The sequence below is a fragment of the Actinomadura violacea genome (genome assembly GCF_017573465.1).
GTDB lineage: Bacteria > Actinomycetota > Actinomycetes > Streptosporangiales > Streptosporangiaceae > Spirillospora > Spirillospora violacea.
Genome location: NZ_JAGEPF010000039.1, coordinates 22094 through 38575, shown reverse-complemented (window position 1 = coordinate 38575; position 16482 = coordinate 22094). Strand labels below are relative to the sequence as shown.

Genomic DNA, 16482 nt, shown 5'->3' with positions numbered 1-16482 from the left:
GCGGCCGCTCATTTCCTCATCTTGCCGACGACCACGATGCGGTGCCGGTCGGAGCCTTTCGGGGTGCAGCTGATGAGCGTGACGTACTTGCCGTCCGGCGCCTTTCCGCGCTTGAACGGGACGGGTTCGAGCGCGCGCCGGTCGGTCGGGGTGATGATGTGCCGGCCGCGCACCCGGTAGACGTAGGTGCGGTGGTGCGCCTTGAGGACGATCCGGTCGCCGCGCCGCAGCCGGTCGAGCCTGCCGAACGGGTGCAGCCAGGTGGTGCGGTGCCCGAGCAGGACGGTGTTGCCGAGGGTTCCGGGCGGGGCCGTCCTCGGGTAGTGCCCGACGCCCCGGCTGAGGACGCGCTCGGTGACGCCCTCCCGCACCTTGATCTTCAGGTGGATCCGCTTGATCGTGATGGTGGCGATCACCTTGCCGATCCGCGGCCGGTGGACGCGCGCCGCGGCGGCGGTCCGGGCGGCCGCTCCGGCCGGCGCACCGGCCGCCGCGGGCATCCCGGCGGCGGTCACGCACCCCGCGGCCAGCAGCGCGGTGGCAGGCAGCGTCCAGGCCGGCGCGCGTAACGTCCGTCCCGGGCGCCTCGAATACATGATCTTCATCTTCGGCCTCGTCTCCGTCTTCGGTGGTGAGAAGCCCGGGCGGCGCGGCCCGCACGGGAGGGCCGCGCCGCCCGGGCGCGGGAAGGGGACGGCACGTCTGCCGTCCCCTTCGCCGTGTCGCCTCCGGCTCGCCCGCCGGCCGGCCGGATCGTCATCCGGCCCGGTCGCGGCCGGGCGGCCCGGCGTTCGGGTGACTCAGTGGGTCAGCGGGGTGCCCAGCTTGACCGGGGCCTCGTTGCCCTGGGGCAGCTGCGTGCCGATCTGTCCCGGCGCGACGTTCGCGACCGGCTTGGCGATCCGGGTGACCTTGCCCAGCAGGTCCTGGACGGCGGGCATGCCGTCGGCGCTGCGGTAGTCCGGCCCCATCGCGATGCGCTCGCTGGTCCCGCGCAGGGTCGACGGCAGCTTGTGGTGCCCGGCCGCCGGGCGGTGCTTGGACGGCTTGTAGTGGTGGTGCTTCTTGTGGTGCGGCTTCTTCGGGAAGTGCTTGATCGGCGGCCGCTTGTGCTCGTGGCCGCCGCTGGTGACGGAGGCGCCGCCCTTGCAGCCCGCCTGCGCGATGCCGAGGACCGCGCCGATCGCGTTGCCGCAGACGTTCACGGGCACGGAGATCGGCGCGTACACCTGGTTGCCGCCGAGGATCGACAGGTTCCCGGACGTCTTCATGTCCGGCGTGTCGTCGCCCTTGCGCTGGACGGACGCGCCGCCCTTGCAGCCGGCCTGGGTGATCCCCGCGATGAGGGAGATCGCGTTGCCGCAGACGTTCACCGGCACGGAGATCGGCGCGTACACCTGGTTGCCGCCCAGGATCGACAGGTTCCCGGACGTCTGCATCCCGTGCTTGCGGCCGCCCCAGCCGCCGTCCCAGCCGCCCATGCGGCCGTTCCCGGCGGCGGGCGCGGCGGCCGGCGCGGCCGCGCCCGTCGCCGCGGACGCCTGCCGCTCGCCGGGCGCGGTGGCCGCGCCGCCCGCGCGCCAGCCGGAGTGCTCCTTGTGCCCGCCCTTCTTGACGGACGCGCCGCCCTCGCAGCCGGCCCTCGCGATGCCGATGATGGCGCCGACGGCGTTGCCGCAGACGTCCACCGGGATGGAGATCGGGGCGTAGACCTGGTTGCCGCCGCCGATCGACAGGTTGCCCGAGGTGTGCATGTCGCCGCCGTCGCGGCCGCGCCGCTCGACGGACGCGCCGCCCTTGGACCCGGCCTGGGCGATTCCGGCGACGGCGCCGACGGCGTTGCCGCTGACGTCGATCGGGACGGAGATCGGCGCGACGACCTGGTTGCCGCCGAGGATGGACAGGTCGCCGCTGGTGCGGTTGTCCGCGGAGGCGGGGGCGCCGAGTCCGGTCGCCCCCATGGCGACGCAGCCCGCCGCGACGAGAGCGGCGCGGCCGGTGTTCCTTGCCCAGATGCGCATGGTGTTGCTCCTTCTTTCGGTGAATCGGTGAATCGGTGATGATCACTGCGTGCACCGTCCGGGTGAGCGCAGCGGGCAGCGGTCTGGCCAGGACCGTGCCGCTCGGAGAAAAGATCGGTGTGAGACGGGGGACGGGCGGGAAGCGGCCGTCCGAGGGCCGGCGCGGGAGTCGCGCGGGCGGGGACGGGCGGCTTCCGGCACGAGCCGCGCGGGAACGCGCGGGAACGCGCGGGTGCCCGGAGAGCGGGGTGCTAGTCGGGGACGACCGACGGGCGGCCCGGAGCGGCCTCGTCGGTCAGCGCGGTGCGGTGGAACGCGCCGCGGCCGGCGGCGTGCGGCGCCTGCAGCCGCTGGGCGGTGCCGAGGTCGGCGACCGGCCCGAACGGGTGCCCGCCGGACGGCGGCCCGCTGCGCGGGTTGCCGTCCTGCTCGGACGGCATCGCGGGACCGCCGGGCAGGCGGTGCCCGTCCCCGCACATCCGGCAGTGCCCGCCGGAGCGGTGAGCGCCGGACGGCGCTTTGGCGGCCGCGTGGCGGTCCGCAGCGATGTGCCCCGGGACATGGGCGGTGCCATGCCCGTCCGCGTGCGCCGCGGCGGCGTGCTGCGAGGGCGCGTGCGCGGCGGGGCGCGGGGCGCCGTGCGGCGCGGTCCGCGGACCGGTCATGCCGTGCACGAGCCGGCCGACGCCGGCACCGCCCGTCCGGACGTCCGGGAGCCGCAGCTCCGGCACGCCGGCCGCGTCGGCGGTCTTGCGCACGGTGCCGCGGGCGGTGCGGTCCACCGACCGGGCGACGTGGCCGCCGTCGGCGGCGGCGTCGCGCCCGCGCTCGCCGAGGTAGGTGATCGGGTGCTCGCCGGCCTCGCGGACGTCGCCGGCGACGGCGCCGGGCGTGCCCGCGGTGGGGCGGCCGCCCACGAACCGGAAATGGCGGAGCGTGGAGAGCCCGCCGATCCCGGCGGGATCGCCGGCGGTGTCCCGGACCGGGTTCCACTGCCCGCCCCGCTCCGTTCCGCGGCCCGCGCCGCCGCTTTGTGCGGCGTAGGCGGACTGGTTAAGGGAACTGAGGGCGAGCCATCCGGCGAAGGCGAATCCGGCGATGGCCGCGACGCGTACCAGCGCGGTTCCGAGGGCGCGCCGACGCGCATCGGGGCGGTGCGCCCCGTGGCGGGTCGGTAGGCGTCGCACTGCGGAATCTCCTCGCATCGGGCCTGGTCGGGCCGTCGTCCGGTGTCCGGCTCCGGGCCGGTCGGCAAGACCGTAGCACCGCACCGGGCGCCTTCACCGATGCGTTGCCGCGCAGGTCGGCGCGTCTTTGCCATCGTTTACCCGGTGATGGATCTCGCTTTTCCCGAGCCGGGTTCCGGCGGGTTTCCAGAGCCGCCGACAGTGCGATTCAACCGCAATTCGCCCGTTTTATTGGGACTTATTCCACGGGTGGTCCGGCCGCGGCACCGGCACCCGGTTTCGGGCCGATGTCCGGGAGAAGCATGGCGCACGGTATTCGGTGCGCTACATTCGGTGACAAGGTCGCCGTCTAGCCGAGGAGCCGACCGCATGCCAGCCCCCTCCCCCGCGAACCCCTGGCCCTGGTCACCGCGCAGGCAGGTGCGCCCGCGCACCGCCGCCGGGCCCCGCGAACCCCGCCCCGTCCGCTACTCCGTCACCCGCGAGGGCATCCGCGTCCCCGGCCGTTTCCGCAGGCCGGAGTGGATCCTCATCCGTACGCGACCGGAATGGACGCGGGTCTGGACGCTCTGCTCCCGGCTCGAGTGGGCGCTCGCCACCGCGCGGGTCGAACGGGTCCGGCGCCGGGCCCGCCCGCTCTGGCGCTGATCACGCGCCCGCCGTGCGCGGCGGCCCCGCACAAGCGGGCGCCGGTGGCGCGCCCGCCCCGGCGCGCCACCGGCGTCGTCCCGTCCGGTGGAGATTCCTTCTCCCGGTGGGATTCCTCCCCCGGGAGCGGATTCCTCCTCCCGGCTACCTCGCGTCCGTCTCCAGGGCGGGCGCGGGCCGCCGCGCCGCCGCGGCCGCCGGGGGCGTCCGGTGCACGATGTGCCGGGCGATCCGGTGGGCGGCGAAGCCCGCGCCGTGCACGAACCGCATCACCGGCCCGAACGTCGGCGCCGCCGCGAGGCCCGCGAAGTACAGGCCCGGCATCGACGACTCGAAGCTCGCGCTGAGCACCGGCGCGCCGAGCCGGCTGTCCACCCGCACCCGCAGCTCCGGCGACAGCAGCTTCAGCCGCTCGACGTCCGGCACGAACCCGGTCGCGGCGATCACGTGCTCGGCCTCGACGACCAGCCGCCGCCCCGTCCGGTCGACGGTGGTGATCGCGATGACGTCGTCCTGCGCGGCGGCCTTCACCAGCTGCCGGCCCGTCGACACCCGGACCCGCTCGTCCAGCCGGTCGCGCAGCCACCACGCCCCGGCGGGCGGCAGCGTCTCGCGGACGAGCCGCAGCCGAGTCCGCTCCGGCAGGTACCGGACGAACCCGGGCCGCTCCGCCAGCACCCACGTCCGGTACCCGGTGCCGAGCCCGGACCGCGGGCCCTCCCGCAGCCGCTCGCCGCCGGTGCGGTGCTCCTTCGGCACGCTGTTCCAGTCGATCTCGCCGCGCCGCGCGAGGACGTGCGGGTGCGCGCCCGCGTCGGCCAGCAGCACCGCCGTCTCCAGCGCCGACTGCCCGGCCCCGACGACCGCGACGTCCTTGCCCGCGAACAGGCTCAGGTCGCGGTGGTCGCCGCTGTGCGAGACGAGCCAGGACGGCATGCCCGACAGTTCCTCGGGCAGGTGCGCGAACGGCCCGACGCCGACGGCGACCACGACCGCGCGGGCCCCGATCACCTCGCCGCCGGCCAGGGTCACCTCGTATCCGGCCGGGCCGCCGCGCTCCACCTTCACGACCTCGCCGGGCTCGACGCCCGGCACCGCCTGCTCGGCGAACCAGCGGCCGTAGGCGACGAAGGTGTCCAGCGGGATCGGCTGGCCGAGCCGCCACTCCGGGTGGCGGTCGGTGAAGCGCAGCCCGTCCTGCGGCGCCCCGAGGCTGGAGGCGAACCCCTCGGACTTCAGGTGCATGCCCTCCGGCATGCTGGTGGCCCAGTACTCCATCGGCGTGCCGATGATCCGCACGTCGAGCCCGAGGTTCTGCAGGTGCGCGGCGGTCGACAGGCCGTAGGGCCCGGCGCCGGCGATGACGACGTCGCTGACCGAATCGGTCATTTCTCGTTCCCCCCGATGTGTGTCCGTGCTTGGGATGGCGCCGCGTGCCCGGGCGCCACTGTGGTGAGGTGGTGTGGTGGTGCGGCCCGCCCGGCTCAGCGGCCGGACGGGCGGAGCGCGCGCCCCCGCGCGCGCCCGGCGGCGCGCAGGACGCTCTGCCCGCCCATCGCCAGGAACGGCGGCAGGTCGTCGCCGGCGTACCAGGCCAGCTCGTCGGCCTCGCGCAGCGGGCGGAGGGTCCCCGCGCGCAGCAGCGGCCGGCCGAGCGCCTGCCGCAGGTAGTGGTTCTCCACCAGCAGCCGGCGGCCGTACGCCGGGTGCGCCGGCGGGACGTCGCGCCCCGACTGGTCCAGGTGCAGGACGCGGACGAGGTCGAGCCCGCGCCGGTCGGTGAACAGCCGGAACTGCGCGCCGAGCCGCGGGTTGAAGTCGAGCAGGTGGTAGGCGCCGGTCCCGGCGTCGAACCGGAAGTCCAGGTCGACCAGGCCCCGGCAGCCGAGCGTCTGGACGGTCCGCACCGCGAGCCGCTCCAGCTCGGGGTTGGCCGTCCACTGCCCGGCGATGGTGTGGCCGGCCTGCGGCGGGTGCGCCAGGTGCTTGCGGCCGGTCGCGGCGAACAGGCAGTCCAGCGAGGCGTCGAAGTAGCCGTGGAAGAACCAGTCGCCGCCGGCCTGCGGGATGCGCCGCTGCAGGATCAGCGGGCCCGCGTCGCCGTCCGGGTCGCGCCGCAGCCCGGCCGCGAACAGCCGGTACGCCTCGTCGAGGGTGTGCGCGAGGGTGGTGCTGCGCATGCCCGGCGGCAGCCGCCACGGCCGCGCCCACTTGGCGATCAGCGGCAGGCCGAGCTCGGCGGCGGCGTCCTCGACGTCGGCGGCGCTGCGCGGCGTGCGGCTCTGCGGGCACGGCACGCCGCTCTCCCGCAGCGCCGCGATGAGCTGCGACTTGTCGGCGACGCGGCGCGGGACGTCGCGGTCCTGGCGCGGGAAGACGAACGCGGCCGCGAGCGCCTCGGCGTGCTCGGCGACGAACAGCGCGCCGGCGTCGTCCACCGGCAGCAGCAGCGCCGGGCGGCCGATCCGCTCGGCGATCCGGTGCAGGTGCGCGGCCAGTTCGGCGGGACGCTCGGCGGGCGGTGCCCACGGGTGCCCCCGGTACAGGTAGCGGGACCGGGACGCCGGGCTGGCGCGGCCCTCCAGGATGGCGTGCACCGGCACCCCGGCGCGGCCGAGCGAGCGGATGGCGCCGAGGCTTCCGTGGTGGAAGAAATTGTGGTCGGTGCGCAGCAGCAGGACCGGCAGTCCGGGGTCCAGCAGCGGCGGCGCCGAGGCAGGAGTATCGAGGATCATCCGCGTCATCCGGCCGGTTCCGGCGGCGGTTCTTGGCGCACGGGATCGCCTTCCCTTTCAAGGTAAATTTTGTGATCGGCCGCTTGGCCGATTCGTTCGCTGCGGCCGCCAGAGGGCATACGATACGCATGCGAGCTGCGAATATCCATTCGACCGGGCGGCGGATGCGGGAAACGCGGCGGAAAAGGCGCTTCGCGTTCTTCCCGTTCCCGACGCTGCTGCTCGCCGCGGCCGCGCTGGTCGCGCTCGCGGCGTCCACACTGGTCACCTGGTTCCAGCCGCAGGCCACCCACAGAATGGCGAATTATGTGCCGTTGGGGGCCTTTCTCGGGTCCGGTCCGGAGGGCGTCGCCCGGGTGGCGCGGTTCCAGCGCTGGCTCGGCTCCACGGTGACCGTCGGGCGCACCTACCTGCCGGGCGACTCCTGGGACGACGTCGAGGGCCCGCCGCAGATCCTGCAGCCGTGGACGCGCTGGCTCGCCGCCGACCCGCGCCGGACGCTGGTGCTCAACGTGCCGATGATGACGCCGAACGAGGCCGGGCTGGCGCCGGTGGTGCTGTCGTCGCTGCTGCGCGGCGGCGCGTCCGGCGCGTTCGACGAGCACTACCGGGCGCTCGCGCGGCACCTGGTGTCGCTGGACGCCGGGGACACGGTCATCGTGCTCGGCTGGGAGATGAACGGGGACGTCTACGGCGGCCGGTGCGCGCCGGATCCGGACGCGTGGAAGACGTACTGGCGGCGCATCGTCGCGGCGATGCGCTCGGTTCCCGGCGCGCGTTTCCGGTTCGATTTCGCGCCGAACCGCGGGCATGACGCCATCCCGTGGACGGACTGCTATCCCGGTGACGACGTGGTGGACATCATCGGTTCCGACAGCTACGACCAGCCGCCCGGGAACTCCTTCCAGGACTACATCGACCAGCCGTACGGGATGAAGGCGCAGGCGGACTTCGCCGCCGCGCACGGAAAGCCGATCTCCTTTCCCGAATGGGGTCTGTTCCGCAACTCCGACAACCCCGAATATATCCAGGGAATGCATGACTGGATCGTGTCGCATAACGTGGCCTACCAGTCGATCACGGACTACTGCCCGCACGGCGTGTGGGAATGCGGCGCGAACCCGCGCTCGGCGGAGGTCTACCGGGAGCTGTTCGGCGGGGTGGCGGCGCCGTCGCCCGCGGCGCCGGGCAACGGCGCCACGCCGCCGATCGCGCCGCCCCCGTCGACGCCGCCCGCGGGCTCGCCCGCTCCGGCATCGGCTCCCGCATCGGCTCCTCCTCCTCCTCCTCCGGCTCCGGCTCCGGCGCCGCCGTCGGCCGCGCCTTCGGTGGCGAACGCCGAGCCGCCGTCCGGCCCGCCGCCGTCCAGTGCCCCGGCCCCGGTCCCGGCGCCGGCGAGCACCGGGCCCGCCCCGCTCGCGAAACCGCCGGCGAACCCGCCGCCCGCGCGTCCCGCGCCCGACATCGCGAGGGCCTCCGAGCCGGCCAGGACGTCCGCGCCCAGGTCGTCGGCGTCCGCGAGCTCGCGGGCGACGCCGTCCGGCACCGGGCCGCCGCGTCCCGCGACCTCCCCGGTGAGGGCGGCGAGCAGCGCGACCGTCTCGGCGAGGTCGTAGTCCGCCGCGGCGTCCGCCGCCGCGCGGCCCTCGCGCTCGGCGACGCCCGGGAACAGCAGCCGGGCCGCCATCGCGTCGGCGAGCGCGGCCGGGTCGTCCACCGGCACCAGCGCGCCGAGGCCGGGCCGGACGACCTCCGCGATGCCGGGGATGTCCGTCCCGACGAGGGACCGGCCGGTGGCGAGCGCCTCCAGCGCGGTCAGCGGCAGCCCCTCCCAGCGGGACGGCAGCACGACCACGTTCGCGGCGGCCAGCCAGTCCCGCGGGTCCCGCACCGCCGGGACGAACCGGACGCCCGGCTCGGCGCGGCGGCGCAGCGCGTCCCGGTCCTCGCCGTCCCCGACGATCGCGAGCAGCGCGGACGGGCAGCGGGCGGTGACCGCGGGCCAGGCCGCGACCAGCACGTCCTGCGCCTTCTGCCGGGTCAGCCGGCCGACGCACACCGCGAGCGGCGCGGCGGCGGGCAGGCCCAGCCGGGTCCGCGCGGCGAGCCGGGCGGACGCGCCGGCGGGCCCGAACCGGCGCCGGTCCACGCCGTTGCGGACGAGCCGGAACGGCCCGCGGATCCCGGCGCGCATCCCGGCCCGCAGCTCGCCCTCGCCGACGCAGACGAGCGCGTCGGCGCGGCGGGCCGCGAACCGCTCCCAGAGCCGGCTGACCGCGTCCTGCCGGCCGGTCGCCGCGAGCCACGACCAGCCGTGCGGCTGGAAGAGCGCCGGGACGCCGGCCGGGCGGCGGAGCAGCCGCCCGGCGAGGCCCGCCTTGGCGGAGTGCAGGTGGACGACGTCGGGCCGGAAGCTCCTGATGAGGCGGCGCAGGCGCAGCGCCTCCAGCGGCGTCCCGGGTCCGGGCGCGCGGCGGGCGTCCCAGTTGAACCAGGGCACGCCCGCCGCCGCGCACCGGGCGGGCAGGTCGCCGCCGGGCGGGCAGGCGACGGCGACGTCCCAGCCGCGGCGGCGCTGGTCGGCGACGGCCTGGCCGACGTAGACGGCGACGCCGCCCGCGTTCGGCTGGCTGACGTGCAGGACCCGCAGCGGGGCGGCGGCCTCAGCCATGCCCGGGCCGCCCGCCCTTCCGCGCGCCCGCCTCGGCGTCCCGGATCGGCACGGCGTCTTCCACCGGCACGGCTTCGTCCACCGGCATGGCGTCGTGGCGGGGCAGCGGCACGTCCTCGCGGCCCGCGGCGCGCAGCGCCTCGTCACCGAGCAGGCCGTCGCGCGGCGGGGCGGGCGGCGGCACGGTCGCCGGGCGGCGGTGGCGGCGGGCGGCGAGGCCCGCGCGAACGAGCGCCAGGCCCGCGAACAGCGACGCGGGGAACGAACGGCCGAGCACGATCCGCTGGTTCTGGACCCGGCTCGGCCGCCACTTCAGCTTGTAGGGCTCCTCGCCGCGCAGCAGGTTGACGGCCTGGCGGCCGCGCGAGCGCGCGAGCGCGAGGTCCTCGCGCAGGAGCATCAGCGAGACGTCCACGCCGTCGCGCAGCTCGGGGATCGCCCCGTACAGGTAGGCGCCGACGAACCGGTGCCCGATGAGGACGAGGTCGCTCGCGACGAGCCGCCCGTCCCAGTGGTAGCGGAGCACGGCGGCGCGGCCCTCGCGGACCATCGCGGCGCCCGCCTCGGCCAGGTGGCGGCGGAACCGCTCGCGGGCGTGCTCGGGGTTCATCGGCCGGCCGCGCCACTGGCGGGCGTGCATCTCCAGCAGCGCGCCGATCGCGTCCGCGGCCTCCTCGGGCGGGACGGTCTCGGCGGTGATGCCCCGCACGTCGATCTTGCGGAGCTTCGCGCGCATCTTGCCGGCGCTGCGGCGCGGTAACCGGTCCATGACGTCGGCGATGTCGGCGCAGGGCAGCTCCATGCACACCGACGCGGGCATCGGCCACGTCCGGCCCGGCCAGCGCCGCACCACCTGGTGGACGACCGAGCCGGGCCGTACCTCGCGCAGGTCGATCGCGCACCGGCCGCGCATGCCGTGGAGCGCGCGCGCGAGGTGCTCGACGGCGCCGTCGGTGTACGCGGGGTCGAGGAGGAAGTCGGTGAAGTCGCTCTGCTCGTCGGCGATCGGCACCAGCACGGGGAAGCCCCAGCGGCCCGCGGTCATCAGCGGCGCGGCGGCGACGAGGCGCCCCCGGTACCGGACGAGGACGAGCCGCAGCCGCCCCCGGATGCCGTACCAGCCCCACCAGGCGCTCAGCCATTCGTGGGACTGGAACGGGGTCGCCTCCGGGCTGCGCTCGTACAGGTCGCGCAGCTCGTCGCCGAGCTCGATGAGGGCGCCCTCGTCGCGGCGCACCTCCACCCGCCAGGCCTCGGCGGGCGCGGCGGCCCGTCCCGGACGGATCACGCTGGACAGCGTCACGAGTGCACCTCCACGGGTTCGGCGGCGGGGCCCGGCACGGCGCCGCGCGGGGCGCGGCCCGCGTCGTGCTGGCCGCGGGCGCGCCGCCCGCTGAGCACGGCGGCACCGAGCCCGGCGAGCAGCACGCCGGACGCGGTGCCGACCGCCACGTCCAGCGGCAGGTTCGGCGAGGACGGCGCCGACGGCGTCGCGGCCATGCTCATCAGCGCGACCCGCACGCCGGTGTCGGTGCGGTGCGAGGTGCCGTAGCGGACGAGCGCGTCGGCGGCGGCGTTGGCGTACGCGGCGGCGCCGGCCGGGGTGTCCGCGCTGCCCGCCAGCTTGATCAGCGGCGTGTCGGGCGAGGTGGACGACTGGATGTGGTCGCGGGTCGCGGCCATCGCGCCGTCCGGCAGCGGGATCGAGGAGTAGGCGAGGGTCTCGGGCAGCGGCGCGAGCCGGCCGAACGCCTGCGCGAAGCTGACCGCGGCCGGGCCCTGGCCGCCGTCGCCGTCGTCCACGACGAGGACGTAGGCGGTGGCGGTGTAGGTCGTCGGCGCGAACAGGGCGTAGCCGAGGCCGCCGAGGAAGCCGCTGAGGACCAGCGCGGCGAGCAGGCCGAACCGGCGCAGGAACGCGGTGAGCGGCGCGCGCAGCCGGGCGGCGGCGGCGCCGGCGGCGCGGCCGGGCGTCGCGGCGGCGCGGCGGGCCTTCGCGCGGCTCGCCTTCGCACGGCCGGTCTTCGCACGGTCGGTCTTCGCACGGTCGGTCTTGGCACGGTCGGTCTTCGTGCGGGCGTTCTTCGCGCGGGCGGCCTCGCCGGGCGGCCCTTCCCCGTGGGCCGATTTCTTGGTGGCGTCACGTTGCGACATCGGCAGACCCTTCTCTCTTGCCGTCAGGTCGGGATGGACTCGGGGGCGGGCCGCGTGCGCCCGGCGCTCGGATCGCCGCCGCCGTGGCCGCCGTAGAGGCGGGCGAGCTTCGCGGCCTGCTCCTCGATGGCGTAGCGGCGCACCGCTGGCGGCACCGGGACCCGTCCGGCGCGGCGGCCGATGGCGGCGCTCCAGGCGTCCGGACCGGCCGCCGCGGGCAGCCGGGTCGCGTGCGGCGCCTCGCCGGGCGGCAGATCGTCGAGCGCCGGGCAGGCGGCGCGGACGACGGGCAGCCCGGCGGCGAGCGCCTCCAGGACGCCGAGGCCGAACGTCTCCTGCGCGGACGGGGCGGCGTACACGTCCATCGCGGCGAGCAGCGGCGCGACCTGGTCCGTCCCGCCGGTGAAGACGACGCGGCCGGACGCGCCGAGCGACGCGGCGAGCCGTTCGAGCCGCGCGCGCTCGGGACCGTCGCCCGCGAGCAGCAGCCGGGCGGCGGGCGTCCGGGCGACGGCCTCGACCAGCAGGTCGAACCGCTTGGTCGGGACGAGCCGTCCGATGCACCCCGCGACGTGGGCGTCCATCGGGATGCCGAGGCGGCGGCGCGTCACGGCGCGGTGACCCGGGTCGTAGGCGAACGCGTCCGCGTCGATCCCGTTGGGGACGACCGTGATCCGGTCCGGCCGGACGCCCCAGGCGCGCAGCCGCGCCGCGACCGTCGGGGACACCGCGACCGTCATCGAGCCGAGCCGCTCGGTCGCCCGGTAGAGGGCCTGCACGGCGCGGGTGGTGCGGCGCCCCTCGATGTGCCCGTCTCCGAGGGAGTGCTCGGTGGCGATGATGCGCGGCGTCCCGGCGAGGCGGGCGGCGACGCGGCCGTAGACGCAGGCGCGGTACAGGTGCGTGTGGACGACGTCGTACCGCCCGCCGCGGATCAGCCGGACGAGCCGCGGCAGCGCGCCGAGGTCCCGGTTCCCGCGCATGCCGAGTTCGTGGACGCGCACGCCGCCGCTCCGGATCCGCTCGCCGAGCACCCCCGCGTGCGTCAGCGTCGCCACCTCGCACTCCATGGGCAGGCGGCGCAGCAGCAGGACGAGCTGGTGCTCGGCGCCGCCGTGCTCCAGTCCGGTGATGACGTGCAGGACGCGGGTCACATGCGGCTCCGCCACAGCATCTGGTGCCGGACCAGCTTGGCGCGCAGCCGCAGGCCGCCGTCGCGCTCGCCGATGTAGGCGCGGCCGAGCGCGTGCCGGGACGGCTCGTCCGGGCGGATGTGGCAGGCGTAGTCGTAGCCGGCGGCGCGGACGGCGTCGATCTCGCGGGCGTCCGCGCGCCCGTACGGGTAGGCGAAGCCGGTGACCTCGCGTCCGGTGAGGTCCTCCAGGGCGGCGCGGCTCTCCTCGAGCTCCTCGCGCAGCTCGGTGTCGTCGACCTCGGGCAGCGGGACGTGGTGGCGGCCGTGCGAGGCGACCTCCATGCCGGTGTCGGCGACGGTGCGCAGCTGCTCGGCGGTCATGAGCGGCTTGCGGGGGCCGTCGTCCCAGGCGTTGTAGGAGCCGACCCGCCCGGACACGGCGAAGACGGTCGCGCCGAACCCGTAGCGGACGAGGACGGGCAGGGCGCGGGTGGCGAAGTCGGCGTAGCCGTCGTCGAAGGTGAGGCCGACGAGGCCGCGGGCGCGTCCCTCGGCGTGCTCGGCGAGCAGTTCCGCCATCCCGACGCCGCGCAGGCCGCGCGCGCGCAGCCAGGCCATCTGCCGCTCGAACCGGGGCGGCGTGACGGTCACCAGGTGCGGGTCGTCATCGTAGTGATCGATCGAGTGGTACATCAGCACCATCGGCGGCGGCTCGACCTCCTGCGGAGGCCGGGCGGGCCTGATCCTCGGTGCCGGGCTCGCGGCCGTCGGCGCGGGACCGGCCGTCGCGGGACTTGTCGTCGCGGGACTGGTCGTCGGCGCCGCCTCCGGCGCCGGTTCGGTCGGCTGGGTCACTGGTTCCCCCGGAAGAAGTGCGGCCGCGGCGGACGAGCGCGCCGGGCCTCCATGAGGGCCACGGAATGCTCCATGGCGCGATGAGGTCGCGTCCCGCGAGGGCGATCAGCGCGGCGAACGCGGCGGCGAAGACGAGGCCGCCGGCGGCGAGCCGGACGATCGCGCCGCCGGACCCGCCGAGCAGCCCGTCGACGGGCGGTGCGCCGGCGGGCAGGGCGCCGGCGAGCAGAGCGGCGGCGGCGCCGGCGAGGGACGCGAGGACGGTGAGCCGGGCGAGGTCGGCGGCGACGCGGCGCAGCGGGATCGGTGCGACGCGCGCGCGCAGCCCGGCGAGCAGCAGGACGGCGGCGAGGGTGATGCCGGCGGCGTCGGCGGCGGCCAGCGCGACCGTCCCGAGGGCGGCGGCGAGCGCGGCGCAGACCGCGGCGGTCACCGCGAGGCCGCCGGCGAGGACGGCGGCGGGCCGCCACGGCGGCCGCTTCTGCGCGAAGAACGCGCGGGCCGCGAGCCCGACCGTCGACTGCCCCCACAGCCCGAGCGCGTAGACGCGCAGGGTGGCGGCGGTGTCGCGGGTGTCGGCGGCGGTGAACTCGCCGTGCTGGAACAGCACCCGGATGACGGCGGGCGCGAACGCGACGAGGAACGCCGACGCGCCGAGCACGAGGCCGCCGGCGATGACGAGGTCCTGCCGGATGCGGCGGGCGACGCCGCCGGTGTCGCCGTCGGCGGACGCGCGGGCGAGGCGCGGGAACGTCACGGTGACGATCAGCAGCGACAGCACCATCGGGACCTGCGCGACCTTCTGCGCGTAGTTGAGGTGCGAGATCGACCCTGCGGCGAGGCCGGAGCCGATGAACCGCTCGACGAACACCTGCGCCTGCCGGGTGACGGTGTAGACGACGATGGGCGCGACGGCGGCGAGGCCGAGCCGCAAGTCGGCGCGGTCCACCGCCGCCGGTCCGCAGCGCGCGGCGTCCTCGCGCAGGCACCGGACGAACGCGGGCACCTGCACCGCGACCATCAGCACGCTGCCGCAGGCGACGCCGATCGCCGCGCTCATGATGCCGACGAGCCCGGCGAACCCGGCGATCAGCGCGAGGATCCCGATGTTGTAGGCGAGGTAGATGGCGGCGGGCGGCCCGAACCGGTGGTGGGCGCGCAGCGTCGCGCTCATGAACCCGGCGACGCCGAACGTGACGACGGTGAGCGCGGTCAGCCGGACGCACTGGACCGCGGGCCCCGGTTCCGACAGCCCCGGCGCGAGGACCTCGACGACGGCCGGGGCGGCGATCCCGAGCGTCAGCGTGACCGCGGCGAGGCCGAGGACCATGCGCGGCAGTGCCGTGCCGGTGAGGGCGCGCAGGCCGCCGCCCCCGGCGAGCAGCCGGGTGACGACCGGGACCATGAGCAGCGCCATCGCGTCCTCGATGAGCAGCGGCGAGACGGTCTCGGGGATCGTCCAGGCGACGAGGAACGCGTCGGTGGCGCCGCTCGCGCCGAACCGGTGCGCCATGACGAGGTCGCGCAGGAACCCCAGGCCGGTGCCGCCGGCGATGAGCACGCCCGACAGCGCGGCGGCCCGCCCGACCGAGCCGCCCCGCGCCGGGTCGGGCACCGCGTCGGGCACCGCGTCGGGCACCGCGTCCCGCGCCGTCACGCCGGCTCCCCGCCCGGTTCGGGGCGTCCCGGCCGCAGGCCGAAGGCGCGGCAGGCGGCGGCACCGACGAGGACCCCGGTGAGCACGCAGGTCGGCCCGCCCATGTCGGCGTACAGGAAGTTGACCAGCAGGAACGTCATGAATGCGGCGCCGATGAGCCAGAACGGGTCGCGCAGGTCCCGGCGCGTCCACAGCCCCCACACGATCGCGCCGAGCAGCGCGGCGAACCCGGCGAAGCCGAGCGCGCCCTGCTCGGACAGGATCAGCAGGTACTCGTCGTGCGGCGACAGCAGCGGCTGCCGCGCGTAGCCGTGGACGGGGTCGTCGGTCTCGCTGCCGGACGACAGCTCGATGCCCGCGTAGGTGTCGCGGTAGGCGGGAAAGTTCTTCACGCCGACGCCGGTGACCGGGTGGTCGGTCCAGATCCGCCCGGCAGCCGCCCACAGGTTGTAGCGGTCGCTGACGGACTGGTCCGGGGCGCTGACCGAACCGGCGATCGACGCGTACCGCTGGACGATCTCGCCGCCGCCGAGCAGCCCGAACGCGACGAGGCCGAGCGCGGCGCAGCACACCGCCGCCTTCACCGCGAGCCACCGGTCGAAGACCACCAGCATCAGCCCGACGCCCGCGCCGAGCGCGATCCAGCTGCCGCGGCTCAGCGCGAGCAGCAGCGCGAGCGCCAGCACCGCCAGCCCGGCGAGCGCGACCGGCACTCCCGCGGCGCCGAACCGGGGCGCGACCAGCGCGAACGCCGTCAGCACCAGGAACGCGAACCCGACGACGATCGACATCGCCATGACGTCCACGGCGCCGAACGTGCCGACCGCGCGGACGTTCGCGCCGCCGATCGACGCGCCCGCCCCGCTGAGCGCCTGCCAGATCCCGTACAGCGCCTCGCCGAGCCCGAGCCCGAGCACCGACCCGAACACGATGCCGAGGTCGCGGCGGTCCCGGACGAGCAGCACGACGGCGAGCGGCACCAGCACGAAGATCTGCGCGTCCCGCACGAACCCCGGCAGGCTCGACCCGATGTCGGGGGACGCGACCGTCGTCACGCCGAGCGTCGCCGCCAGCGGCGCGAACGCCCACAGCGCGCGGCGCGGCAGCGTGAGCCGCCCCCGGGCCGCCAGCAGCACGGCCGCCGCGACCATGGCGACGCTCGCGCAGTCGCCGACGGTGACCTGCACGCCGGCGCCGTCCCCGCCGTCCCCGCCCGACGGGACGCCGACGCACGCGACGGTCGCGGCGACCAGCCAGCTCGGGCGGGCGAGCAGCCCGGCGAGGACGCGGCGCGACGTCCACGGCGTCCGCGGCGTCCCGTGATGCCAGGGCACGGCGGCGGTCATGCGTGCGGCTTGCAGGGGGCGACCCCCCACACCCCCCGGCAAAGACGGCCGCACGCCCTCGCTCCGCTCGGTC

Annotated in this window: 13 protein-coding genes and 1 pseudogene; 2 read left to right on the top strand and 12 right to left on the bottom strand. The window is 76.3% G+C overall.

What is annotated here, in order from left to right; translation table 11 throughout:
• Positions 1–8 precede the first annotated feature (8 nt).
• The 3 genes from J4709_RS45565 to J4709_RS45540 all read right to left on the bottom strand — a co-directional run bounded on the left by J4709_RS45565 (position 9) and on the right by J4709_RS45540 (position 3208).
• Positions 9–596, bottom strand: coding sequence for a class E sortase (locus J4709_RS45565; RefSeq protein WP_208251720.1), 588 nt, complete (start codon positions 594–596; stop codon positions 9–11).
• Between the two features lie 204 nt (positions 597–800).
• Positions 801–2021 (bottom strand): chaplin family protein, encoded by a 1221-nt coding sequence (locus tag J4709_RS54240; RefSeq protein ID WP_232385060.1) that lies wholly within the window; start codon positions 2019–2021, stop codon positions 801–803.
• A gap of 251 nt (positions 2022–2272) precedes the next feature.
• Positions 2273–3208, bottom strand: a complete 936-nt coding sequence (locus J4709_RS45540) for a hypothetical protein (RefSeq protein ID WP_208251719.1) — start codon at positions 3206–3208, stop codon at positions 2273–2275.
• Positions 3209–3577: 369 nt separating this feature from the next.
• On the opposite strand from J4709_RS45540, the gene J4709_RS45535 reads away from it, so the two are divergent.
• Positions 3578–3856 carry a hypothetical protein gene (locus J4709_RS45535; RefSeq protein ID WP_208251718.1) on the top strand — a complete coding sequence of 93 codons (279 nt, stop codon included), beginning with the start codon at positions 3578–3580 and terminating at the stop codon, positions 3854–3856.
• A 144-nt stretch (positions 3857–4000) separates the two neighbouring features.
• Here J4709_RS45535 and J4709_RS45530 read toward each other — a convergent pair whose 3' ends face one another.
• On the bottom strand, positions 4001–5245 hold the full coding sequence (locus tag J4709_RS45530; RefSeq protein WP_208251717.1) for an NAD(P)-binding domain-containing protein: 1245 nt from the start codon (positions 5243–5245) through the stop codon (positions 4001–4003).
• 95 nt (positions 5246–5340) lie between these two features.
• Complete coding sequence (locus J4709_RS45525) at positions 5341–6600, bottom strand: carboxylate--amine ligase (RefSeq protein ID WP_232385059.1); 1260 nt, start codon at positions 6598–6600, stop codon at positions 5341–5343.
• A 119-nt stretch (positions 6601–6719) separates the two neighbouring features.
• On the opposite strand from J4709_RS45525, the pseudogene J4709_RS55990 reads away from it, so the two are divergent.
• A pseudogene (locus J4709_RS55990) lies at positions 6720–7496 on the top strand (glycosyl hydrolase); the annotation flags it as partial.
• A gap of 233 nt (positions 7497–7729) precedes the next feature.
• Here the strand turns inward: J4709_RS55990 and J4709_RS55225 are convergent.
• From J4709_RS55225 to J4709_RS45485, 7 genes are read right to left on the bottom strand one after another with little or no spacing between them, the layout of a single operon-like run.
• On the bottom strand, positions 7730–9262 hold the full coding sequence (locus tag J4709_RS55225; RefSeq protein ID WP_208251716.1) for a glycosyltransferase: 1533 nt from the start codon (positions 9260–9262) through the stop codon (positions 7730–7732).
• Positions 9255–10565, bottom strand: a complete 1311-nt coding sequence (locus J4709_RS45510; protein ID WP_208251715.1) for a GNAT family N-acetyltransferase — start codon at positions 10563–10565, stop codon at positions 9255–9257. The genes J4709_RS55225 and J4709_RS45510 overlap by 8 nt, the downstream gene beginning before the upstream one ends.
• Positions 10562–11416, bottom strand: a complete 855-nt coding sequence (locus J4709_RS45505) for a Wzz/FepE/Etk N-terminal domain-containing protein (RefSeq protein ID WP_208251714.1) — start codon at positions 11414–11416, stop codon at positions 10562–10564. Before J4709_RS45505 ends, J4709_RS45510 begins: the two co-directional genes overlap by 4 nt.
• 23 nt (positions 11417–11439) lie before the next feature.
• The gene (locus tag J4709_RS45500) at positions 11440–12570 is read right to left on the bottom strand and encodes a glycosyltransferase (RefSeq protein WP_307802090.1); all 1131 of its coding nucleotides are present in this window, start codon (positions 12568–12570) and stop codon (positions 11440–11442) included.
• Positions 12567–13244 carry a polysaccharide deacetylase family protein gene (locus J4709_RS45495; RefSeq protein WP_232385058.1) on the bottom strand — a complete coding sequence of 226 codons (678 nt, stop codon included), beginning with the start codon at positions 13242–13244 and terminating at the stop codon, positions 12567–12569. The genes J4709_RS45500 and J4709_RS45495 overlap by 4 nt, the downstream gene beginning before the upstream one ends.
• Positions 13216–15063 (bottom strand): lipid II flippase MurJ, encoded by a 1848-nt coding sequence (locus J4709_RS45490; protein WP_307802089.1) that lies wholly within the window; start codon positions 15061–15063, stop codon positions 13216–13218. Before J4709_RS45490 ends, J4709_RS45495 begins: the two co-directional genes overlap by 29 nt.
• Complete coding sequence (locus J4709_RS45485; RefSeq protein WP_208251712.1) at positions 15060–16409, bottom strand: O-antigen ligase family protein; 1350 nt, start codon at positions 16407–16409, stop codon at positions 15060–15062. Before J4709_RS45485 ends, J4709_RS45490 begins: the two co-directional genes overlap by 4 nt.
• Positions 16410–16482: the final 73 nt, after the last annotated feature.